Genomic DNA, 21,562 nt, shown 5'->3' with positions numbered 1-21,562 from the left:
ATGTCCACGTCCGTCTCCCCTCCCCCCACAGCGGTCGACCAGCAACGCGAGAACGTGGTGTTCCGCAAGGTCGTCCTTCGGATCGTCCCGTTCCTCATGCTCTGCTACGTCGTCTCCTACCTCGACCGCGTCAACGTGGGCTTCGCCAAGCTGCAGATGTCATCCGACCTCGGCTTCAGCGAGGCGGCCTTCGGCCTCGGCGCGGGCCTCTTCTTCATCGGCTACTTCATCTTCGAGGTGCCCTCGAACGTCCTGCTCCAGAAGGTCGGCGCGAAGATCTGGATCGCCCGCATCATGATCACGTGGGGCCTGGTGTCCGGTGCCTTCATGTTCGTCAACAGCGAGGCGACGTTCTACGTCCTGCGGTTCCTGCTGGGCGTCGCCGAGGCCGGCTTCTACCCCGGCGTCATCCTCTACTGCACCTACTGGTTCCCGTCGCAGCGTCGCGCGAAGGTCATCGCGATGTTCATGTCGGCCATCCCCGTCGCCGGTATCTTCGGCAACCCGCTGTCGGGCTGGATCATGAACACGTTCGACGGCCTCAGCGGCCTCGAGGGCTGGCAGTGGATGTTCGTCATCGAGGCGGTCCCCGCGCTCATCATCGGCGTCGTCACGCTCTTCTACCTCGACAACAGCGTCCGCAGCGCGACGTGGCTCGACGAGTCGGAGAAGCAGGTCATCGAGCGCGCCATCCGCGAGGACAGCGCCCACAAGGAGAACCACGGCCCGGTGTGGGCGGCCTTCAAGGACCCCAAGGTCTGGCTCATGTGCGGCATCTACTTCTGCTTCGTCATGGGCCAGTACGCCCTGACCTTCTGGATGCCGACGTTCGTCAAGTCGACGGGCATCGACAACGCCCTGACGATCGGCGTGCTGAGCGCCATCCCGTACGTCGTCGCGCTCGTGGCGATGAACGCGTTCGGCTGGTCCGCCGACAAGCGGCGCGAACGTCGCTGGCACCTGGTGATCCCCGCTCTGCTGGGCACGGTGGGCTTCTGCCTCACCGCGCTGTGGAGCGGCTCGACCATCCTGTCGCTCGTCGCCCTGTCCGTGGCCGCCGCGGGCGTGCTGACGTGCGCGCCGTTGTTCTGGTCGCTGCCGACGTCGTTCCTCGGCGGCGCGGCCGCCGCCGCGGGCATCGCGGTCATCAACTCGGTGGGCAACCTGGCCGGCTTCGTCAGCCCGTACATGATCGGCTCGATCAAGGACGCCACAGGCTCGATCCACCTGCCGATGTACGTCCTCGCGGTCGTGCTCGCGATCGGCGCCGCGGCCGTCCTCACCACCCGCAAGAGCCTCGTCAACCGCTGACGTCCCGCCCCATCGACGACCGCCTCCGCACGAAGGAGCAGCAGTGCCCAGATTCGCCGCCAACCTGTCGATGATGTACGTGGAGCACGACTTCCTCGACCGGTTCGCCGCCGCAGCAGCCGACGGCTTCACCGGGGTCGAGTACCTCTTCCCGTACGAGCACCCCGTAGCCGAGCTGCGCCGGCGCCTCGAGGAGAACGGGCTCGAGCAGGTGCTCTTCAACGCTCCCCCGGGTGACTGGGCGGCCGGGGAGCGCGGGATCGCGTCGCTCCCCGGTCGGGAGGCCGAGTTCCGGAGCGGTTTCGCCGTCGCGCTCGAGTACGCGGCAACCCTTGCCTGCCCGCGCGTGCACGTCATGGCGGGGCTCGTACCGCCCGGCGCAGATGTCGCCGACCGCCACCAGCGCCGGCACCTCTACGAGACGAATCTCGCCTGGGCGGCCGCGCACGCCGCCCAGGCCGAGCTGGACGTGCTCGTCGAGCCGATCAACCAGCGTGACATGCCCGGCTACCTCATCTCGCGTCAGGGCGAGGCCCACGAGCTCGTCCAGCGCGTCGGCGCGCCGAACCTCAAGGTGCAGCTCGACCTCTACCACTGCCAGATCACCGAGGGCGACCTGACCACCACGCTCCGGCGTGACCTGCCCACCGGCCGCGTCGGGCACCTGCAGGTGGCCGGTGTGCCCGACCGCAACGAGCCCGACTCCGGAGAGCTCGACGTGGCGCATCTGTTCCACGTCGTCGACGACGTGGGCCACGACGGGTGGGTCGGCTGCGAGTACCGACCGAGAGGCGGCACGAGCGAAGGCCTCGGCTGGCTCGCCGCCTGGCAGGGGGCGTCGGCATGAGGATCGTCATCACCGGCGGCTTCGGCTTCGTCGGTGTGCAGCTCGCAGCCGAGCTGCTCCGGCGCGGGAGCTTCCGCGGCCGGCCGCTGACCGGCCTGGTGCTGGCCGACCGCTTCGTGCGCGATGGCCTGCCCGTGACGCTGGACCGACGCGTCAGCGTCGTCGAGGGCGACCTGCTCGACTCGCTCGACGAGGTGTTCGCCGAGCCGGTCGACGCCGTCTTTCACCTCGCCTCGGCCGTCTCGGCAGAGGCAGAGGCCGACTTCGACCTCGGCATGCGCGCCAACCTCGAGACGACGTCCGCGCTCCTGGCCGCGGCCCGCCGTCAGGGCGAGGCCGCGGGCCCGGTTCCCCTCGTCGTCTTCTCGAGCAGCGTCGCCGTCTACGGCTCGGATGCCGCCCTGCCCCTCCGCTCACCCGTCACCGAGGCGACCCTGCCCACACCGCAGTCGAGCTACGGCACGCAGAAGTACGTGTGCGAGCAGCTCATCGCCGACTACACGCGCAAGGGCTTCATCGACGGCCGGGTCGCCCGGCTGATGACGGTCGCCGTGCGACCCGGCCGGCCGAACGCCGCCGCCTCCGGCTTCCTGTCCGGCATCGTCCGCGAACCGCTGGCCGGCATCCCGGCAACGTGCCCGGTGAGCCCACAGCTACGGGTCGCCCTGGCGTCTCCACGAGCGACGGTCGAGGGCATCCTCCGAGTTGCCGAGGCGCCGCGAGGCAGCCGCCCCGGCGAGCTCACGGGCCGGCTTCCGGTCAACCTGCCTGCACTCACCGTCACGGTCGCCGAGATCATGAGCACCGTGCGGCGCGTGGCCGGTGACGACGTCGCCGACCTCGTGACCTTCGCCCCCGACCCTGCCGTCGAGGCCATCGTGGGGTCCTGGCCGTCGCACTTCGACAACTCGCGGGCCTCGACCCTTGGCCTGCATGCCGACTCGGACTTCGAGTCCGTCGTGCTCCAGTACGTCGCGGACCACCGCGACGACGTGGCGCCGGGCACGCTCACAGTCATCGAGACCGCACTGCACCGCAGCTAGACTGCGATGGTGCTGTCCAAGGTGAGGGGCCCAGTCCGGTTGGCCGACCAGGTCGCCGGGCTGCTCACCGAGGAGATCCGCTCCGGACGGCTTGCCGTCGGTGACAAGCTGCCGACCGAGGTCGAGCTCGTCAAGCAGCTCGGAGTGAGCCGCACCGTCGTGCGCGAGGCCGTGTCCCAGCTTCGGACGGCCGGCCTGCTCGAGCCGCGCCAGGGCCTCGGCGTGTTCGTCATCAAGCCCCGGATGGAGCCTCTCGACCTCTCGCTCGAAGCCTCAGAGACCCGGACCAAGGTCGTGCACATCGTCGAGGTGCGCCGGGCGATCGAGGCCGAGGCCGCAGCCCTCGCAGCCACCCGGGTCACACCCGACGACATCACCCGGATCCGCGGCGCCCTGCTCGCCATCGACGAGGCGGCCGCGGCCGGTCGTGACGGTGTCGACGAGGACCTCGCCTTCCACCGCTCCGTCGCGGAGGCGACGGACAACCCCTATCTCGTCGCCACGGTCCGCTACCTCGGAGAGGTGATGCGCAGCGGCATACGGGTGACCCGAGCCAACGAAGCCCGGCGCGACGACTTCATCCAGCAGGTCCGCCGCGAGCACCACGCGATCATGGACGCCATCGAGTCGGGCGACCCCGACTCGGCCGCGGCTGCGGCGCGCGACCACATGCGGCACGCCGAGGAGCGGTTGCAGGACGCCGGAGACAGCTTCTGGAACGAGGCCCCGGACGTCCCGGTGGATCTCGACGAGGCGAACTGAGGCGCGACCGCGAGACCCTCGGGCCTTGTCCCGCGCGGCCCGGCGCGCTACACCTCGGGAGAGGTGATCGACATGACCAGGTTCGTGGACCGCAGCGACGCGGGTCGGCAGCTGGCCCGACGCCTCGAGCACCTGCGCCACGCCGACCCCGTGGTACTCGCCCTACCCCGAGGCGGAGTACCGGTGGCCCACGAGGTCGCGGCGTCGCTCGGCGCACCGCTCGACGTGCTCGCCGTACGCAAGCTGGGGGTCCCCGTGCACCCGGAGCTCGCCATGGGCGCCATCGGTGAAGGCGGGGCCCGCGTGCTCGACCGTGCCCTCATCCGCCGGTTGAGGGTGACCGAACAGCAGGTGCAGGCCGCCGAGCAGCGCGAGCGCCAGGTCCTGGCCGCGCGGGCCGCACGGCTCCGGGCCGGCCGGCCCCCCGTCGACCTGACCGGCCGTACGGTCGTCATCGTCGACGACGGCATGGCCACCGGCGCCACCGCGCGGGTCGCCTGCCAGGTCGCTCGGGCGCGCGGCGCGTCCCGGGTCGTGCTCGCCGTCCCCGTCGCCGCCGCGAAGGTGGCGAAGGGGTTCGCGGACGCCGACGAGGTCGTGGTGGTCGACACGCCACCTCACTTCCGTGCCGTCGGTCTGCACTATGCCGACTTCCGGCCGACGACGGATGCCGAGGCAGCTCGGCTGCTCGCGGACGCCCGACGCCGGGCGCCGTCCGGGGCCGCGGACCCCGTCACCGCCGACCACCCGGTCGAGTCCGACGTCGGCTCCGACGCCGGCTCCGACGTCGAGGTCGTGGCCGACGGGGTGGTCCTGGGTGCGCACCTGACCGTCCCGGCCGGTGCGGAGGCAGTGGTCCTGTTCGCACACGGGTCCGGGAGCAGCCGGCACAGCCCGCGCAACCGCTTCGTCGCCTCCTCGCTGCACGACGTGGGCCTCGGCACGCTGCTGCTCGACCTGCTCACCGCGGACGAGGAGACCGATCGCGCGAAGGTCTTCGACATCCCGCTGCTGGGTCGTCGTCTTCTCGCGGCGACCGACTGGGTCCTCGCGCAGCGTCGGGACACCGTCACGGGTCTCGGCTACTTCGGGGCGAGCACCGGCGCCGGTGCAGCACTGTATGCGGCGGCCGTCGCCGGTGACCGCGTGGGCGCCGTGGTCTCGCGCGGTGGGAGGCCCGACCTGGCGATGGAGTGGCTCGACCGCGTCACCGCGCCGACCCTGCTCATCGTCGGCAGCCGCGACCCCGCCGTCATCACGCTCAACGAGCAGGCCCGGGCCCGGATGCAGTGCCCGACACGGCTCGCGGTGGTTCCGGGAGCGACGCACCTCTTCACCGAGCCCGGAGCCCTCGAGCGCGTGGCCCAGCTGTCACGCGACTGGTTCAGCAACAACATCCAGACGTTTCAACGCGCCACCGGCGGCCGTCGATGACGCGGGCGCAGGACGTCTCTGGCGACGCAGAGCGAGTCAGCCCGGGCCCAGGCGACCTGCAGGTCTACACGTTGAAGCGGAACTCCACGACGTCGCCGTCGGCCATGACGTAGTCCTTGCCCTCGATGCGGACCTTGCCGGCAGCCTTGGCGGCGTTCATGGAGCCGGCCGCGACGAGATCGTCGAACGAGACGACCTCGGCCTTGATGAAGCCGCGCTGGAAGTCGGTGTGGATGACGCCGGCCGCCTGCGGCGCGGTCCAGCCCTTGCCGATGGTCCACGCGCGCGACTCCTTGGGGCCGGCCGTGAGGTAGGTCTGCAGGCCGAGCGTGTGGAAGCCGGTGCGGGCGAGCTGGTCGAGGCCCGACTCCTCGGCGCCGAAGCTCTGGAGCAGCTCGAGAGCCTCGTCGGCCTCCATCTCCATGAGGTCCATCTCGAGCTTCGCGTTGAGGAAGACGGCGTCGGCCGGGGCCGCGAGGTTGCGCAGCGACTCCTGCAGCTCGGCGTCGGCGAGCTGGTCCTCGTCGAGGTTGAAGACGTAGATGAACGGCTTGGTCGTCAGCAGACCGAGCGACTTCGCCTCGGCCAGGTCGACCCCGGCCCTCGGCCCGGCGGCATACAACGTGTGGCCCTCCTCGAGGACCTTCTGCGCGGCCTGGGCGAGCTCGAGCGCGGCCTTCTTGTCCTTGTTGATCCGCGCCTCCTTCTCGAGCCGCGGCACGGCCTTCTCGAGGGTCTGCAGGTCGGCGAGGATGAGCTCGGTGTGGATCGTCTCGATGTCGCTCGCCGGGCTGACCTTGCCGTCGACGTGGACGACGTCGCCGTCCTCGAACGCGCGCACCACCTGGCAGATCGCATCCGCCTCGCGGATGTTGGCCAGGAACTTGTTGCCGAGGCCTTCGCCCTCGCTCGCGCCACGCACGATGCCTGCGATGTCGACGAAGCTCACCGTCGCAGGGAGCACCTTGTCGGAGCCGAAGATCTCGGCGAGCGCGCCGAGGCGGTGGTCTGGCAGCGGCACGACGCCGACGTTGGGCTCGATGGTGGCGAACGGGTAGTTCGCGGCGAGCACGTTGTTCTTGGTCAGCGCGTTGAAGAGCGTCGACTTGCCGACGTTGGGGAGACCGACGATTCCGATGGTGAGTGCCACGAGGACAAGAGTTTAGTGGCGTTCGGGCAGGCTCCCGACCACGCCGGCCCGAATGCCGGGTGGCCGGCCCGCGCACGCCGCGCGGTCAGGCACGTGGCTGGCGCACGCCGCAGAGCTGTCGGGACTGGGCCACGAGGTTGCCCTCGGAGTCCCAGATCATGGCGTCCTCCTCCATCATCCCGCCACCGAGCGTCTCGCTGGAGAGCGAGACCCGTAGCCAGCCCGGCGCGGGGCGACGTCGGACGTGGCCGGTGAACTCGAGGGTCGGTGTCCAGCCGAAGAGCCCGAGGTCGAACGCGACGGGGGGCAGCGCGTCGAGCGCCATCATCAGCATCGTCGTGTCGGGCTCGCGCCCGTCGCGCAGCCGAAGCCAGCCGCGCATCACACCGCGCATGGAGGGCTTGCCGAGGGCCCAGCCGGCCGTCGTCGGGTCGAGCCGCAGGTCGACACGCTCGAGGAACTTCGCATGGGCGAGGAAGTCCGGCGGTGCCTGCTCGGCGGACACGCACTGCTCCGGCGGGGGCAGGTCGGGCGCGCTCGCCTGACGCTGCACGTCGAGGTCGGTGAGGTTGCCGAAGGACCCGATGGCGCGCATCCGCTCGACCGGCCGGCCGTCCTCGCCCGGCTGGTGGATCGTCATCTGCCCGGTCGAGAGCTTGCGGCCACAGCGCATGACCTCCGTCGTCACGGTGAAGGGCCCCGGCTGCGACGCGGTCATGAAGTACGCCGACAGCACCACGGGGTCGACGTGCTGGGTCGTCTCGGTCGGGTCGGCGGCCAGGTGCTCGCCCAGCGCGCGCAGGGCGGCCGTCATGACGAGGCCACCGTTGACGGCGTTGCCGATCATCCACTCCTCGTGGAACGTTCCGCGCCGTCGGGTCGGGTCGTCGCCGGCTTCGAGCCGCGTCGCGTCGTCGTACTCGCTCACGGTCAAGGTCTAACAGACGACCCCGACGCGATGTCCGCCGGGACAACCTTTCGGGGTCGTGGAAGCGTTGTAGAGGTGATGTAACGGCACAATCGTGATGTATGCACACGGCCCACGCGGGCCGTGCCGGTACTCGTCATCACCGGACGACCACCTTGCCGCCCGGCGCCACGGGACCCGACACGCCCTCGCCGGACCTCGACGAAGGAGGATCCATGCGCTTTTCCCACCGGCGCGGAGGTATCGGTCTGGCCGCCCTGGCCACGGCCCTCACCACGGCCCTGACCGTCACGGTCGCGGCGCCCACGACCGGCCCCGGCCCAACGGCTGCGCCCTCGCCTGTCACGGTCGATGCCGTCCCGGTCGCCACCGTGGCCGCGACGACCGACCCGATCCGTGCGACCGCGCGCCCGGTCACCGCCGCCGATGTCCGCTACACGTGGCGTTCCGGCTGCCCGGTCGGGCCGAGCAGGCTGCGCGTCGTCGAGATGAACTTCCGCGGGTACGACGGCATCATCAGGCGCGGCATGCTCATCGTGCGCTGGGACAAGGTCGGCCAGACCGCGGCCATCTTCCGGGCCGCCTACCTGGCCGGGTTCAAGATCCGGCGCATGGACAACCCGAACCGCTGGTACGGCAACGACGAGGAGATGATGAAGGCCGACAACACGTCTGCGTTCAACTGCCGTCGGGTCACCGGCAACAGCACCCGGATGTCGCCGCACTCCTACGGCACGGCCATCGACGTCAACACGATGCACAACCCGTACAAGGCCGCGAACGGCGTCTGGTACCCGCCGAACGGCCTGCGCTGGATCAACCGCAACCTGCGCGACCCCGGAATGATCTGGAGCTGGTCGACCATCACCAAGCAGGTCATCTCGCGTGGCGGCATCTGGGGTGGCTACTGGACGTACAAGGACTACCAGCACTTCGAGCTCGGCTGACGGGTCGCGGACTCCAGCAGGCGGCCCTGGCGGGGCCGGCGGCCGACGCCGGGCAAGCGCGTCGGTCCCGGCTCCTGTCGGCGGCGTCTGGGACGGTGAGCGCATGGACACCACCGCGCTGCTCGTCGGCCTCGTCGTCGGAGGTCTGCTCGGCGCTGCCCTCGCGTGGCTCGCGGCCCGCTCGTCCCTCCTGGCCCGCTCCGCAGCGGCGGAGGCCGAGCGCGACGTCCTGCGCGAGCGTGTGCTCGACCTGGAGTCCGCTCGCGACCTCGACGACACGACGGCCAGCCTGCTGGCGCCGTTGCGCGACACCATCGGCCGCGTCGAGCGTCAGGTGGGTGCGCTCGAGCGCGACCGGTCCCAACAGTTCGGCCAGCTCGGCGAGCGCCTCACCGAGGTGAGCCGGTCCACCGAGTCGCTCCGCTCCGAGACCGCCACCCTCGCGAGCGCCCTCAACGCCTCGACGGTCCGTGGTGCCTGGGGCGAGGTCCAGCTGCGCCGCGTCCTCGAGCTCTCGGGGCTCATCGCGCGCTGTGACTTCGACGAGCAGGTGACACGCGTGAGCCGACACGGCGCGGCCGTCCGCCCCGACGCCGTCATCAACCTCCCCGGCTCGCGGCACGTCGTGGTCGACTCCAAGGCGCCGATGGCCCACTTCCTCCAGGCCCACGGCGACACCGTGTCAGAGGTCGAGCGTGCCGAGCTGCTGGCCGCCCACGCGACGGCGCTGCGCCGGCACGTCGAGGCGCTGGCGGCGAAGGCGTACTGGACGGCGTTCACCCGCTCCCCCGAGGTGGTCATCTGCTTCGTCCCGGGTGAGGCCATCCTCGCGACGGCCCTCGCCGATGACCCCGGCCTCTACGAGCACGCCCTCTCCCGCAAGGTCGTCCTCGCCTCTCCCGGCACGCTCTTCGCCGTGCTGCGCACGATCGGGGCCATCTGGCAGCAGGACGCCCTCGAGCAGAACGCGCGCGAGCTGCTCGCCATCGGGCAGGACCTCTACAGCCGGCTCACGACACTTGGCGGCCACGTCACGACGATGGGCCAGTCCTTGGCGCGTTCAGTCGAGCAGTACAACAAGTTCGTGGGCACGCTCGAGTCACGGGTGCTCGTCACGGCGCGACGGATGCACGAGCTGCACCTCACGAGCGAGCGCCCGCCTACGCTCGAGCCGCTCGAGGCCTCGCCCCGCTCGCTCAGCGCCCCCGAGCTCACCGACGACCTGGGCCGAAGCGCCCGTGACGCCGCGTTCCTCGAGCGTGCGACCGGTCAGGCGGCCACACGCGAGCAAGACCCGGCCGACGACCCCGCGCGGACGGACCACGGCCACGAGCAGTCCGCCTGAGCGCGACGCGAGACGTCCGCGTCTGGGCGGACGCGGCAGGACCGTGGGTGCGCCCCACGTCCGACGATCCGGTCGATGACGGATATGTCGGGTGTGTCCGCGAAGTGGACACCCACTGAGGCTCCCCGGACAATACGCCCCGTGGGATCGAGCAGAGGGTGACCGGGGCGGGGGGCCCGGGTCCGGAGGACGTCGACACGCCGCGGCGCAGGATCGGACCGTACGAGCAGAGCCTGCGCGAGTCGCGCGCACGCGTCGAGGCGGCCACGCGCCAGCGTGCCCGCAGACGGCGGCGAACGCGTGTCGTCGCGTCTCTCGCGGCCCTTGTCGTGGCCGCGGGTCTCGGCTACGGCGCGTTCCGCCACGTCGGCAACCGTGAGGTGCCGACCGCCCTGCCGACGAGCGCAGCCCAGCCGACGTCGTGCAGTGACCCCGTCAAGGTGCGCGTCTCGGCCGCTCCGGCGATCGCTCCTGCCGTTGCGGCAGCCGCGGAGGCCCTCGCGGCCCGCTCCGACGGACCGTGCGCCGCCTACACGATCGAGGCCGAGGAGCCCTTCGCCGTGGCGGGCTCGCTCGCCGGTTCCGGACGCCCCGACGCCTGGATCACCGACTCATCCGTCTGGGTCAGGCGCGCCGACGCGGTCTCCCGCTCCACGGTCGAGCCCGGCGAGCCCTTTGCGTCGAGCGCCGTGCTCGTCGCGATGAAGGACCAGTCCGCGGCAGCGCTGGCGAACCGGCTCGGCTGGGCGGACCTGCTCGGCGGCGCCGTCCCGATGCGCATCCCCGACCCGAACCGCTCGGCGATCGCGCGGGTCGCCCTCGGCGTCGCGTCGGCGTCCCTGCCCGAGGCGAAGCTCCGCGCGCTCGCCACGACGTCGGCCCCGCACGCGACGGGGAGCGTCAGCCTCGACGGCATCGCGCAGGCCGACGGGCGCGTCGGGGCGGTCGTGTCCCAGGCCCAGCTCGTCGCGTGGAACACCGTCCACCCCGACGAGGCCCTCGCTGCGGTGGCTCCGGCCGAGGGCGCACCGGCGCTCGAGTACTCATTGGTGCCTCTCACCACGGATGCCACGAAGGCGCCGTTCGTCAGAGCCCTCCAAGAGCATCTGCTGTCCCTGGAGGCGCGAAAGATCCTGCAGGACAGCGGGTTCCGCACGTCGGATGGTGACCCCGCGGCTCCGTCTCCCCTCTACGGCGAGATCCGGGTCGAAGGCCGCGCGGAGGGCGCCGGGCTCAACCGAGCCGCGGCCCTCTGGAACGCGGCGGCGAAGAAGACGCAGGCCCTCATGGCCGTCGACGTGTCCGGCTCGATGCTCGAGCGCACCGACGGCGGCACCCGCCTCGCGATCCTCCAGAAGGCCACCGTGCGCTCAGCGGCCGCCGTCTCGACGACGACTGTCGCGTCGCTGTGGATCTACTCGCTCCACGTCGGCGACCGGGGTGACGACTACCGTCAGCTCACCGACTACGGCGGACTCGGCGTCAGCAAGAACCTCGGCGCCCTCGACGACGCCGTGGCCGGCCTCGACTCGTTCGTCGGCGGAGGCAGCGGACTCTACGACACGATCGCAGCGGCGTACGAGCGCGCGAAGAGCCGCTGGAAGCCCGGCTACGCGAACACCCTCATCGTCGTGGCCGACGGTCCCAACGAGGACGACTACGGCCTCACCCTCGGCCAGCTCACCACGCGACTGTCCGAGGCGAAGGACGCAAAGCGGCCGGTCCGCGTGGTGGTGCTCGGCATCGGCGACCGCGTCGACGCCAAGGCCATGCAGCAGGTCGTGGCGACCACCGGCGGGCAGTACGTCGCGACGGACTCGGTCGCGGAGCTGCAGCCGGTCCTGACGACGGCACTCGGCGGCTAGCGCGCCTCGCGCACGGCGAACGTTCGGTGAACGAGGCACGTCGTCAGGGTGAAGCGGTCCAGTGGCAACCAGACGCAGGTAGGACGCGCCCCGCCGAATTCGCCTCTGTGGCAACCGATCCACGGTAGGCGAGTTGGCGAAGTGGTGTGCTGCTTCGACAGTGCCCGCCATTCGGCGACCGTTTGGGCGCGCCGGGACCGACGCAACATACTCCCGGTCGTGACGACCGAAGGCCAGATGACGGATGACCGAGGCGGCGACCAATATCTGCCACCACCCCCGCCCGCGCAGCGTCGGGTGGGGCCGTACGAGGCATCCCTTCTCGCGAACAGGGAGCGCGCCGAGCGTGCCGCCCGGCAGCGCCTCACGCGACGGCGCCGCACGCTGGTCGCCGCTGGCGCCGCGGCGACGGCGGTCCTCGCGGCGGCAGCTCTCGGCGCGTGGACGTGGCTCGACCGCCCCGGATCAGGCACCATGGCCGGCGTCGCGCCGGTCGCCACGGCACAGAGCCACGTCGACCACGGCTGCCCCACGCCGCCCATGCTCACGGTTGCCGTGCCCGAGGCCCTGGGGACGACCTTCTCCGACCTCGTCCACGGGTTCCAGGCCCTGCCGGACGCGCCCTGCGCGAGCTTCACGGTCATGCCCCGGGCCTCGAGCACCGTGGCCCAGTCCCTCGCCGGCCCGGTGCGACCCGATGCCTGGGTCACCGATGCCGCCCTCTGGCTCGACCAGGCGAACCATCGTGCGGGCCTCGGCCTCGCGGCGGACGAGCCGTTCGCCACGTCCCGGGTCGTGCTCGCCGCACGGACGGACGTGACCCCCCGAGCTGCCGTGTCATGGGCGGAGCTCGCGGCGGGCGAGATCCCGATCACCCTCCCCGACCCGGCCACGTCGACCGCCGGCCTCTTCGCCCTGGCCGCTGCCTCGGGGCGCTGGTCCTCAGCGCAGCTCCGACAGGTGGCTGCGAGGTCTCGGCAGCTGGCGCCCGGCGCGTCGGCGCTCGGACTGCTCGATGACCCCCACAAGGACGCAGCGGCACCGGTCGCCGAGCCGGAGCTCGCCGCATACAACGCGGCGAACCCGTCGGCGCAGCTGACAGCCGTCGTGCCGTCGGAGGGGGCCGTGGCTCCGCTCGAGTACTCCTTCGTCCCCGTGGCCGACGGGACCGTGGCGTCCAAGGTGCTGCGCTCCCTCGCTGACTACCTCGGTTCCGACGCCGCGCGTGCGGTCATCGCCAGGCACGGCTTCTCCGCACCCGGCGCCGCCGTGTCGCCCGCGCCACCGACCCCCGCGGCGGCGGGCGCGCTCCGTGAGGAGTGGGCCGACGTCGACCCGGCCCCACGGGCGGTCGTCGCGCTCGACGTCTCTGCCTCGAGCCTCTCGCGCCTGGACGGCGAGACCATCCTCGACTGTCAGGCCGAGTCGACGCAGCTCGCCGTCGCGTCGCTGCCCGACCGGTCGAGCGTGGCCCTGTGGTACTTCGCCCAGCATCTCGGACCTCGCGGCGAGGACCACCGCGTCGTCGCCGACAGCGCCCCGCTCACCGCACCAGCCCAGATCCACACCATCGCCCGGGGTCTCGGCGGGATGTCGGAGGTCGCCGGCGGTGACCGGGGCCTCTACGACACGATCGTCGCAGCCCGTCAGGCCGCGGCGGCCACGGCTGTCGCGGGACGCCCGGGCACGGCAGTCATCGTCACGACCGGGCCGAACGACGACGACGTCAGCGCCTCGCTGACCGCGGTCACGTCCGCGGTCGCCAAGGCCGACCCTGCGAAGCCGGTCCAGCTCGTGATCATCGGGATCGGGACCAAGCCCGACGGCGCCGTGCTCACCGAGATCGCGAAGGCGGGCCGTGGTCAGTACGTCGCCGTCACGACGCGCGAGGAGCTGACCGCCGCGCTCACGCGAGCCCTGTCCGGTCCCACCTGAACGTCGCACCTGAACGTCCCACCTGAACGGGGATGGGCCGGGGCGTCTAGTGGAGCGAACCGGCGTCCTCGAAGGCGGCGTCGTGGCGCACCGTGCCGCCATCCTCGCCCTTGCGGGCCTTGAGGTCGCGGCGCAGCTCGTTGGGCAGTGAGAAGAGGAGGGACTCCTCGGCGGCGATGACCGCCTCGACCTCGCCGTAGCCCCGCTCGGCGAGCCAGGCGAGCACGTCACGCACGAGGACCTCGGGCACGCTCGCGCCGGACGTGACACCGACGGTGGTCACGCCGTCGAGCCACTCCTCCTGGATCTCGTCGGCGAAGTCGACGAGGTGCCCGTCGCGGGCGCCGTGCTCGACGGCGACCTCGACGAGGCGCACGGAGTTCGACGAGTTGCGGGACCCGACGACGATCATGAGGTCGGTGTCCTTGGCCATCTGCTTGACGGCGAGCTGGCGGTTCTGGGTGGCATAGCAGATGTCGTCGGAGGGCGGGCTCTGCAGCGCGGGGAACTTCTCCTTGAGTCGCGCAACGGTCTCCATGGTCTCGTCGACCGAGAGGGTCGTCTGGGAGAGCCAGACGACCTTCTCCGGGTCGCGCACCGTGACGTTCTCGACGTCATCGGGGCCGTCGACGAGGGTGATGTGCTCCGGAGCCTCGCCGGACGTGCCGACGACCTCCTCGTGCCCCTCATGGCCGATGAGCAGGATGTCGAAGTCGTCGTCGGCGAACCGGACCGCCTCGCGGTGCACCTTCGTGACGAGCGGGCACGTCGCGTCGATGGTCTTGAGGCTGCGGGCCCTCGCCTCCTCGTGGACGACAGGGGCAACGCCGTGCGCCGAGAAGATGACGGTCGCCCCCTCCGGCACCTCGTCGGTCTCGTCGACGAAGATCGCGCCGCGCTTCTCGAGGGTGTTGACGACGTGCTTGTTGTGCACGATCTGCTTGCGGACGTAGACCGGTGGCCCGTAGAGCTCGAGCGCCTTCTCGACGGTCACGACGGCCCGGTCGACGCCGGCGCAGTAGCCGCGCGGCGCCGCGAGGAGGACCTTCTTGTCGGACGACTGGTCGGCTGGCTCGCTCATGGGCCCATCGTAGAGGGCACCACGAACCCTCCCGGTTCGCCGTGGGCCCGTTGGGGGGCGCCACCCGTCTAGGGTGGCGCGCGTGAGCATGACGAGCCCGCTGCCCGAGAAGGCCGCCGACACGACGGCGGAGCAGCCGTGGCCGGTGCGGGTGCTCAGCCTCAAGATCTCGGACTACGTCGACCGGATGAGCCAGCTCTGGGTCGAGGGCCAGGTCGTGCAGTTCAACCCGCGCGGTGGCACCGCGTTCCTCACGCTGCGCGACCCCGACGTCGACATGTCGCTCTCGGTGTCCGTGCCGATGAACGCGGTCAACGCGATGCCGATCCCGCTCGCGCAGGGCGCTCGCGTCGTCCTGCAGGCCAAGCCGACCTTCTGGACCAAGCGCGGCACCCTCCAGCTCGAGGCTCGTCAGATCCGGCCCGTCGGCATCGGCGACCTGCTGGCCCGGGTCGAGATCCTCAAGCGGACGCTCGCTGCCGAGGGTGTCTTCGACGCCGAGCGCAAACGGCCGATCCCCTTCCTGCCACGACGAGTCGGGCTCATCACGGGCCGCAGCTCGGCGGCCGAGAAGGACGTCGTCGAGAACGCCCGGCGGCGCTGGCCGGCCGTCGTGTTCGAGATCCGCGAGGTCGCCGTGCAGGGCAGCACCGCAGTCACCGAGGTCGTGGACGCGCTGCGCGAGCTCGATGGGCTGCCGGCCGTCGACGTCATCGTCATCGCGCGTGGCGGTGGCGCCCTCGAGGAGCTGCTGCCCTTCTCGAACGAGGCCATGATCCGCGCGGTCGCGCGGGCGCGCACTCCTGTCATCAGTGCCATCGGGCACGACGTCGACCAGCCGCTGCTCGACCTCGTCGCCGACTGGCGCGCCTCGACGCCGACGGACGCCGGCAAGAAGGTCGTTCCCGACGCGGCGCGCGAGCGAGCGCTCGTGGACACGGCCCGCGAACGCGTACGCCGGGCCGTCGCGCGCCGGATCGAGGCGGAGCGGTCGGGGCTGCGATCGCTCGTCTCACGCCCGGTCATGGCCGACCCCGTCGCGCTCGTGCGCGTGCGGCGCCAGGAGATCTCGGCGCTCCGGTCCCGCGCGGCGACGCGCATCGAGGCGCGGCTGCACCGTGCCGGCGACGAGGTGGAGCACCTCCGCCGACAGGTCGTGGCCCTCTCGCCCCAGTCGACGCTCGAACGCGGGTACGCGGTCGTGCAGCACCGTGACGGGCGCGTCGTCATGGACCCTGCCGACGTCGGCGTCGGCGAGCTGCTGCGCGTCCGCGTCGCGGGCGGTGACTTCGGGGTCCGCCCGGTCGGTGCGGGTGCCGAGGACCCTTCCCTGGGTGCGGACGACGCGAACACGGCGGCGCCGAAGGCTGCACCGAGGAAGGGCCCACGCAGGAAGGCCGCAGCCGCTCCCAAGGCCGCTCCCGACCCGACGACCGCGAGCAGCACCTCGACCCCGGCGACCCCGACCCCGGCGACCCCGACCAGGAGGGCCACGTCCAGGCCGAGGCAGCGCGACACCGGCGGGCCGCAGCCGCCCGACGCGCCGTCCGACACCGACACCGACACGTCGTAGGGTGACGCCCATGGCTGACGCGACACCCACGGAGGGCTCGTTCCCCGACATCGCCGGGATGCGCTACGAGGACGCTCGCGAGGAGCTCATCGCCATCGTCGCGAAGCTCGAGGCAGGCCAGGCGCCTCTCGAGGACTCGATGCACCTGTGGCGTCGCGGCGAGGCTCTCGCCGCTCACTGCGGGACCTGGCTCGACGGGGCCCAGTCGGAGATCGAGCGTGCGGCCCGCCCGCAGGCCGCGCCCGGCGCCGTACCAGCCGCGCCCCAGGGCGCCGACGACGCCATCTTCGACGAGGACGAGGACGACGAGTCCTGAAGACGGTGGCTCAGCCGGGTGCCGACGTCGCCGACGACGGGAACGTCAGCGCGAGGATGCCGCAGCCACCGGCGCGAGCGCGGCGACGAAGGCCTTGAGCTCGTCCTCGGGAGCCGTGCCGCTGGCCACGAGCGTCACGTCGGTCGGACCCTCGCCGCGCACGACGTAGCCGATCTGTCCTGCACCGTCGGCGACGAAACGCTCGAACGTCCGGCCCGCGACCTGCACCGTCCCCGACGCCTCGCCGTCGTCCACCGACCTGCTGATCCAGCCGTTGGTCGCGCCCGCGGCCTGCTTGAGCGCGATGTCCGCGCCGCTCGGCGTCGACCAGACCGTCGTAAAGGTGGGCACCTTCTCCGTGCCGGGCGCGAACGTCGCGACCGTGGGGACCCAGCCGTCGCCGAGCCCTCTGGGCAGCTGCAGGGACCACTTCGTCTGGGCGGCCACCTGGCTCGCCTTGGCGGCCGCGTCGACGGCCGTGCGCGGCACCTGGCTGGTCCGCGGGACGATGGCGACCAGGGCGAGCACGAAGAGCCCGATGACGAGCATCGAGCGCAGCATGTTGGGCAGCGTGCCCATCGAGTAGCGGCTGCGGGGCTGGACGGACGCCTCCTGGGCCTGAGCCTCGGCGCCAGCCTCACCGGCCCGCGGGTGACCCTGGGGAGTGGCACCAGTCGCAGGAGTCGCAGGAGTCGCGGGAGTCGCGGGAGTCGACGGCGTCGAGGGTGTCGAGGGTGTCGACGGGCTGCTCATGCGCCCATCGTCCCCGACTGGCGGACGCGGTCCAAACCGGGCCGGCGCCACCGATAGGCTGGCGCGGACTCGTTCTGCGCCGACGGAGGACCTTTGATGAAGCACAGCCAGCCGGATCGCAACCTCGCTCTCGAGCTGGTTCGAGTCACCGAGGCGGCCGCGATGGCCGGAGGCCGTTGGGTGGGCCGCGGTGACAAGAACAAGGCCGACGGCGCAGCCGTCGAGGCGATGCGAGCGATGATCTCGACCGTGAGCATGCGCGGGGTGGTCGTCATCGGCGAGGGCGAGAAGGACAACGCCCCGATGCTCTTCAACGGCGAGCAGGTCGGCGACGGCACCGGTCCCGAGGTCGACGTCGCCGTCGACCCCATCGACGGGACCACCCTGACCGCAAAGGGGATGAACAACGCCGTCGCCGTCATGGCCGTCGCCAACCGCGGTGCCATGTACGACCCGTCCGCGGTCTTCTACATGGACAAGCTCGCCACCGGCCCGGAGGCCGCCGACGTCGTCGACATCCGGTTGCCCGTCGCGGAGAACATCCGGCGCGTCGCCAAGGCGAAGAAGGAGACACCTGCCGACGTCACCGTGGTGATGCTCGACCGCCCGCGTCACGACCACATGGCCGAGGAGATCCGCGAGACGGGCGCCCGCATCCGCTACATCGTCGACGGCGACGTGGCCGGCGCGGTCATGGCCGCCCGCCCGGGCACCGGTGTCGACCTGCTCCTCGGCATCGGGGGCACGCCCGAGGGGATCATCGCGGCCTGCGCCATCAAGTGCATCGGTGGCGTCATCCAGGGCAAGCTCTGGCCCAAGGACGACGAGGAGCGGCAGAAGGCGCTCGACGCCGGGCACGACCTCGACCGCGTGCTGTCCACCGACGAGCTCGTCGTCGGCGAGTGCTTCTTCGTCGCGACCGGCATCACCGACGGTGAGCTGCTGCGGGGCGTGCGCTACGGCGCGAAGTCCGCCCGCACCAACTCGCTCGTCATGCGCTCGCGCAGCGGCACCATCCGCACGATCGACAGCGAGCACCGCTTCGACCGGCCCGGCTGGTTCGGCAGCACGGACATGATCGACGAGTGAGGGCCCGGACGTGAGCGACGCAACGGCCCCCACCCGCACCCTTGTCGTCGGCGAGGCCCTCATCGACGCCGTCACGAGGCCCGACGGCGCCACCGAGGAGCACGTGGGCGGCAGCCCCGCCAACGTCGCCTTCGGCCTGGCGGCCCTCGACCACCGGGTCGACCTCGCCACCTGGATCGCCACCGACGAGCGCGGTCGGCGCATCGAGGAGGTATGCCGTGAGCGCGGCGTCGCGCTCACCGCCGGCTCGCAGGGAGCACCTTTCACGTCCGTCGCCCACGCGACCCTCGACGCGTCGGGCGCGGCCAGCTACGTCTTCGACCTCGAGTGGCAGGTGGCCGCGGTCCCCGGCCTCACGGCATACGGCCACCTCCACACGGGCAGCATCGCCGCCGTGCTCGAGCCCGGCGGCGGGCAGGTGCGCGAGATCCTCGCCGCCGCGCGAGAGCTCGGGGCGACGGTCTCGTATGACCCCAACGCCCGCCCGTCGCTCATGGGCCTGCCCGACCAGGCCAGGCGCACCATCGAGCGCTCGATCATGCTGTGCGACGTCGTCAAGGTCAGCGACGAGGACATCGAGTGGCTGTGCCCGGGCGAGTCCCATGCCGACGTGCTGCGCGCCTGGGGCGCCTTGGGTCCGGCGGTGGTCGTCATGACCCGCGGCGGTGACGGAGCCGTCGTGCACGTGACCCGCACCGGGGAGCAGCAGGCCCTGCCCGCTCCCAGCGTCACGGTCGTCGACACGGTGGGCGCCGGCGACTCGTTCATGGCAGGCCTGGTGTCGGGCCTGCTCGACGCCGGGCTCCTCGGGGGGCCGGAGGCGCGGGTCGGCCTGCACGCCGCGGACCTGGCCGACATCGTGCCCGCGGTGCGCCGCGCCCTCGCCACCGGGGCCCTCACCGTCGGGCGCGCGGGCGCCCACGCACCCGGTCGACCGGACCTGACCTGAGCCCGGCAGGGACAAATCGGACATTCGACAAGACCGCCCGGGGTCGGGCACCATTCTGCGCGGACCGACCGGTAGTTTTGGCCGGTGGTTCACCCTGACGCCCCGGTGCCGGGGCGTCCTCATGTGAGGAAACCCCGTGTCCAACCCCACCCCTCCACAACGCCGAATCGGACCGTACGAGCAGAGCCTCCTCGACAGCCGCGCCAGTCGTAAGGCCCTCGAAGCCAAGATCGCCGCGGCGCGCCGCAACCGCATCATCGCGGCGGTGCTCGGAGTCGTGCTGCTCGCGGGCGCCGGCGTCGGTGGGTTCGCCTGGTGGAACGGCCGGGAGGTCACACCGGTCGCAGCCCTGACTGCAGCGCCCGGCAAGTCCTGCCCCGACCGCACTCCCGTCTCGCTGTGGGTCTCGGAGGCCGCGCAGCCGGCCGTGCTCGCTCTGGCCAAGGAGTACCAGGCCGATCCCGCGTCGCCGTGCGTCGACTACGTCGTGCGTGGCAAGGCGCCCATGGAGGCGATGATCGGGCTCGGCCAGGGCCAGCCCGACCGCCCCGACGCCTGGATCCCCGACTCGCCCCGCTGGGTCGAGCGCGTCAACGCCGCCGCCAAGCTCAACGCCAAGCCCGCCAAGGCGTTCGCGAAGAGCCCTCTGGTCATCGCGATGGACCCGACGGAGGCCAGCAAGCTCGAGGGCCAGCCGAAGTGGCTCGAGCTCGTCGCGTCCGACAACCCGATCCGGATGAGCGACCCGCGCTCCACGACGGCCGGCATGCTGACGCTGGCCTCGGCCCTGCCACAGCTGTCCGGCGAGCAGGGCCGCGTCGTGATCCCCAAGCTGGCCAAGCTGGCCGCCCCGTCGATCGACGACCTCTTCAGCACCTACAACGCGACGCCCGAGCAGGCTCAGGCCTTCCCAGTGGCCGAGGCGGACCTCATCGACCACAACCGGCTCTATCCCGCCCACAAGATGGTCTCGGTGACGCCGAGCGAGGGCACGCCGGCATTCGAGTTCTCGCTCGTCAACGTCGCCACCGACCCGGTCAGGGACCAGGCGGTCGAGCTGCTCCGCGCGTACCTCATGACGCCGGCGGCGGCGAAGATCTTCGCCCAGTACGGCATCCGCTCGACGGCCGTGCCCGTCACCATGCCGACCCCGCAGGGCAGCGTCGGAGAGGTCAAGATCGGGCCCACGCCCGACGCCGAGACCGTCGCGGCGACCACCGACCTGTGGCAGTCGGCCACGACGGACTTCTCCATCCTCTCCGTCTTCGACGTCTCCGGCTCGATGAAGGACAAGGTCGGCAAGACGACTCGCGTCGCCATCACCCAGGAGGCGGCGGGCATCGCCCTCGCGGCCCTGCCCAAGTCGACCAAGCTCGGCCTCTGGATCTTCTCCATCGGCATCGGCGCGGGCGGGGCCGACTACCGCGAGCTGGCCCCGATCGGCCGGCTCGACAACGACAGTCACCGGGCGCTCGTGGCGACCGCCGCGGGCAACCTGGCCAAGAGCGTCGGCGGCGGCACGGGTCTCTACGACACCATCTGGGCGGCCTACCAGAAGGTGAAGAAGGAGTACGACCCCAACCGCGTCAACGCCGTGGTCATCCTCACCGACGGCCGCAACGAGGACCCCAACGGCCTCTCCCTCGAGCAGCTCAAGGCCAACCTGCGCGCTGCCGGCGACCCGAACAAGCCGATCGCCATCACGACCATCGGCATCGGCCCGGACGTGGACCCGAACGCCCTGTCGCAGATCTCGAAGATGACCTACTCCGACTTCTACGCGGCCCCCTCCCCGTCCGACATGACGACGGTGCTCGCGCGGGCGCTCTTCGACCACGACTGCAAGAACGGCCGCTGCGTCTGAGGAACCGGGCCCCGCACGGCGACAAAGGCCCACAGCGACAACGGAAGGGCCGTGGCTCCCGGGGGGAGCCACGGCCTTCCTGCGTGCCGGGCGGGGCGGTGGGGGCGGCTAGCCCTTGACCGCTCCGGAGGTCATGCCGCGGATGAAGTACCGCTGCAGGGAGAGGAAGACGATGACCGGCACGATGATGGTGATGAAGCCGGCTGCGGGGATGAGTTCTCGTCCTTGTCCGGTCTGGCCCTGCAGGCCCTGCAGGGCCACGGTGGCGACGGTGTTGTCGCCGCGGCCGAGGAAGATCAGGGCCACGAGCAGGTCGTTCCAGACCCAGAGGAACTGGAAGATCGCGAAGGAGGCGAGGGCGGGTGTGGAC

General features: G+C 71.6%; 18 protein-coding genes and 1 pseudogene. 14 read left to right on the top strand and 5 right to left on the bottom strand.

Going from position 1 to position 21,562, the window contains the following annotated elements; translation table 11 throughout:
* The 5 genes from ACFQU3_RS07610 (at position 1) to ACFQU3_RS07590 (ending at position 5,397) form a co-directional block, all read left to right on the top strand.
* Positions 1-1,311, top strand: a complete 1,311-nt coding sequence (locus tag ACFQU3_RS07610; RefSeq protein ID WP_385908329.1) for an MFS transporter — start codon at positions 1-3, stop codon at positions 1,309-1,311.
* A 43-nt stretch (positions 1,312-1,354) separates the two neighbouring features.
* Entirely contained in the window at positions 1,355-2,158 is an 804-nt protein-coding gene (otnI, locus tag ACFQU3_RS07605; protein ID WP_385908327.1) for a 2-oxo-tetronate isomerase, read from the top strand.
* Positions 2,155-3,201: a D-erythronate dehydrogenase gene (gene denD / locus ACFQU3_RS07600; protein ID WP_385908326.1), complete on the top strand. Its 1,047-nt coding sequence runs from the start codon at positions 2,155-2,157 to the stop codon at positions 3,199-3,201. Before otnI ends, denD begins: the two co-directional genes overlap by 4 nt.
* A 9-nt stretch (positions 3,202-3,210) precedes the next feature.
* Positions 3,211-3,963: a FadR/GntR family transcriptional regulator gene (locus ACFQU3_RS07595; RefSeq protein WP_385908324.1), complete on the top strand. Its 753-nt coding sequence runs from the start codon at positions 3,211-3,213 to the stop codon at positions 3,961-3,963.
* Between the two features lie 72 nt (positions 3,964-4,035).
* Complete coding sequence (locus ACFQU3_RS07590) at positions 4,036-5,397, top strand: phosphoribosyltransferase family protein (protein WP_385908322.1); 1,362 nt, start codon at positions 4,036-4,038, stop codon at positions 5,395-5,397.
* 64 nt (positions 5,398-5,461) lie between these two features.
* On the opposite strand, the gene ychF is transcribed toward ACFQU3_RS07590, so the two are convergent.
* Both ychF and ACFQU3_RS07580 read right to left on the bottom strand, forming a co-directional pair.
* Positions 5,462-6,547 (bottom strand): redox-regulated ATPase YchF, encoded by a 1,086-nt coding sequence (ychF, locus tag ACFQU3_RS07585; RefSeq protein ID WP_385908320.1) that lies wholly within the window; start codon positions 6,545-6,547, stop codon positions 5,462-5,464.
* 85 nt (positions 6,548-6,632) lie between these two features.
* Positions 6,633-7,475 (bottom strand): thioesterase family protein, encoded by an 843-nt coding sequence (locus ACFQU3_RS07580; protein ID WP_385908318.1) that lies wholly within the window; start codon positions 7,473-7,475, stop codon positions 6,633-6,635.
* Between the two features lie 215 nt (positions 7,476-7,690).
* On the opposite strand from ACFQU3_RS07580, the gene ACFQU3_RS07575 reads away from it, so the two are divergent.
* The 4 genes from ACFQU3_RS07575 (at position 7,691) to ACFQU3_RS07560 (ending at position 13,567) form a co-directional block, all read left to right on the top strand.
* Positions 7,691-8,422, top strand: coding sequence for a M15 family metallopeptidase (locus ACFQU3_RS07575; protein WP_385908316.1), 732 nt, complete (start codon positions 7,691-7,693; stop codon positions 8,420-8,422).
* 103 nt (positions 8,423-8,525) lie between these two features.
* A complete protein-coding gene (locus tag ACFQU3_RS07570; protein ID WP_385908314.1) occupies positions 8,526-9,767 on the top strand; it encodes a DNA recombination protein RmuC in 1,242 nt (413 codons plus the stop codon).
* 158 nt (positions 9,768-9,925) lie between these two features.
* Positions 9,926-11,632 carry a substrate-binding and VWA domain-containing protein gene (locus ACFQU3_RS07565; RefSeq protein WP_385908312.1) on the top strand — a complete coding sequence of 569 codons (1,707 nt, stop codon included), beginning with the start codon at positions 9,926-9,928 and terminating at the stop codon, positions 11,630-11,632.
* Positions 11,633-11,851: 219 nt separating this feature from the next.
* Entirely contained in the window at positions 11,852-13,567 is a 1,716-nt protein-coding gene (locus ACFQU3_RS07560; protein ID WP_385908311.1) for a substrate-binding and VWA domain-containing protein, read from the top strand.
* 46 nt (positions 13,568-13,613) lie between these two features.
* Here ACFQU3_RS07560 and ACFQU3_RS07555 read toward each other — a convergent pair whose 3' ends face one another.
* Positions 13,614-14,648, bottom strand: a complete 1,035-nt coding sequence (locus ACFQU3_RS07555; RefSeq protein WP_385908309.1) for a 4-hydroxy-3-methylbut-2-enyl diphosphate reductase — start codon at positions 14,646-14,648, stop codon at positions 13,614-13,616.
* Positions 14,649-14,736: 88 nt separating this feature from the next.
* Here ACFQU3_RS07555 and xseA point away from each other — a divergent pair, with 88 nt between their 5' ends.
* Together xseA and ACFQU3_RS07545 are read left to right on the top strand one after the other, a co-directional pair.
* The gene (xseA, locus tag ACFQU3_RS07550; RefSeq protein WP_385908609.1) at positions 14,737-16,221 is read left to right on the top strand and encodes an exodeoxyribonuclease VII large subunit; all 1,485 of its coding nucleotides are present in this window, start codon (positions 14,737-14,739) and stop codon (positions 16,219-16,221) included.
* A gap of 10 nt (positions 16,222-16,231) precedes the next feature.
* A complete protein-coding gene (locus ACFQU3_RS07545) occupies positions 16,232-16,537 on the top strand; it encodes an exodeoxyribonuclease VII small subunit (RefSeq protein WP_385908307.1) in 306 nt (101 codons plus the stop codon).
* Between the two features lie 45 nt (positions 16,538-16,582).
* On the opposite strand, the gene ACFQU3_RS07540 is transcribed toward ACFQU3_RS07545, so the two are convergent.
* Positions 16,583-17,290: a DUF4245 domain-containing protein gene (locus ACFQU3_RS07540; protein WP_385908305.1), complete on the bottom strand. Its 708-nt coding sequence runs from the start codon at positions 17,288-17,290 to the stop codon at positions 16,583-16,585.
* Positions 17,291-17,386: 96 nt separating this feature from the next.
* On the opposite strand from ACFQU3_RS07540, the gene glpX reads away from it, so the two are divergent.
* The 3 genes from glpX (at position 17,387) to ACFQU3_RS07525 (ending at position 21,192) form a co-directional block, all read left to right on the top strand.
* Entirely contained in the window at positions 17,387-18,379 is a 993-nt protein-coding gene (gene glpX / locus ACFQU3_RS07535; protein ID WP_385908303.1) for a class II fructose-bisphosphatase, read from the top strand.
* 10 nt (positions 18,380-18,389) lie between these two features.
* Entirely contained in the window at positions 18,390-19,328 is a 939-nt protein-coding gene (locus tag ACFQU3_RS07530) for a carbohydrate kinase (protein ID WP_385908302.1), read from the top strand.
* 136 nt (positions 19,329-19,464) lie between these two features.
* Entirely contained in the window at positions 19,465-21,192 is a 1,728-nt protein-coding gene (locus ACFQU3_RS07525; RefSeq protein ID WP_385908300.1) for a substrate-binding domain-containing protein, read from the top strand.
* A gap of 108 nt (positions 21,193-21,300) precedes the next feature.
* Here the strand turns inward: ACFQU3_RS07525 and ACFQU3_RS07520 are convergent.
* Positions 21,301-21,562 (bottom strand): annotated as a pseudogene (locus tag ACFQU3_RS07520) (carbohydrate ABC transporter permease); the annotation flags it as partial.

Source organism: Terrabacter sp. GCM10028922, from assembly GCF_042666095.1.
Lineage (GTDB): Bacteria > Actinomycetota > Actinomycetes > Actinomycetales > Dermatophilaceae > Terrabacter.
The sequence above is the reverse complement of the archived record's forward strand: the minus strand, read 5'-3'. Positions and strand labels throughout refer to the sequence as shown.

What these genes read in the sequence shown, in the direction of transcription:
- glpX (WP_385908303.1), top strand. Translation starts at nt 17,387, where the DNA reads ATGAAGCACAGCCAGCCGGATCGCAACCTCGCTCTCGAGCTGGTTCGA.
- xseA (WP_385908609.1), top strand. Translation starts at nt 14,737, where the DNA reads ATGACGAGCCCGCTGCCCGAGAAGGCCGCCGACACGACGGCGGAGCAG.
- ACFQU3_RS07540 (WP_385908305.1), bottom strand. Translation starts at nt 17,290, where the DNA reads ATGAGCAGCCCGTCGACACCCTCGACACCCTCGACGCCGTCGACTCCC.
- ACFQU3_RS07575 (WP_385908316.1), top strand. Translation starts at nt 7,691, where the DNA reads ATGCGCTTTTCCCACCGGCGCGGAGGTATCGGTCTGGCCGCCCTGGCC.
- ACFQU3_RS07545 (WP_385908307.1), top strand. Translation starts at nt 16,232, where the DNA reads ATGGCTGACGCGACACCCACGGAGGGCTCGTTCCCCGACATCGCCGGG.
- ACFQU3_RS07610 (WP_385908329.1), top strand. Translation starts at nt 1, where the DNA reads ATGTCCACGTCCGTCTCCCCTCCCCCCACAGCGGTCGACCAGCAACGC.
- denD (WP_385908326.1), top strand. Translation starts at nt 2,155, where the DNA reads ATGAGGATCGTCATCACCGGCGGCTTCGGCTTCGTCGGTGTGCAGCTC.
- ACFQU3_RS07590 (WP_385908322.1), top strand. Translation starts at nt 4,036, where the DNA reads ATGACCAGGTTCGTGGACCGCAGCGACGCGGGTCGGCAGCTGGCCCGA.
- ACFQU3_RS07555 (WP_385908309.1), bottom strand. Translation starts at nt 14,648, where the DNA reads ATGAGCGAGCCAGCCGACCAGTCGTCCGACAAGAAGGTCCTCCTCGCG.
- ACFQU3_RS07570 (WP_385908314.1), top strand. Translation starts at nt 8,526, where the DNA reads ATGGACACCACCGCGCTGCTCGTCGGCCTCGTCGTCGGAGGTCTGCTC.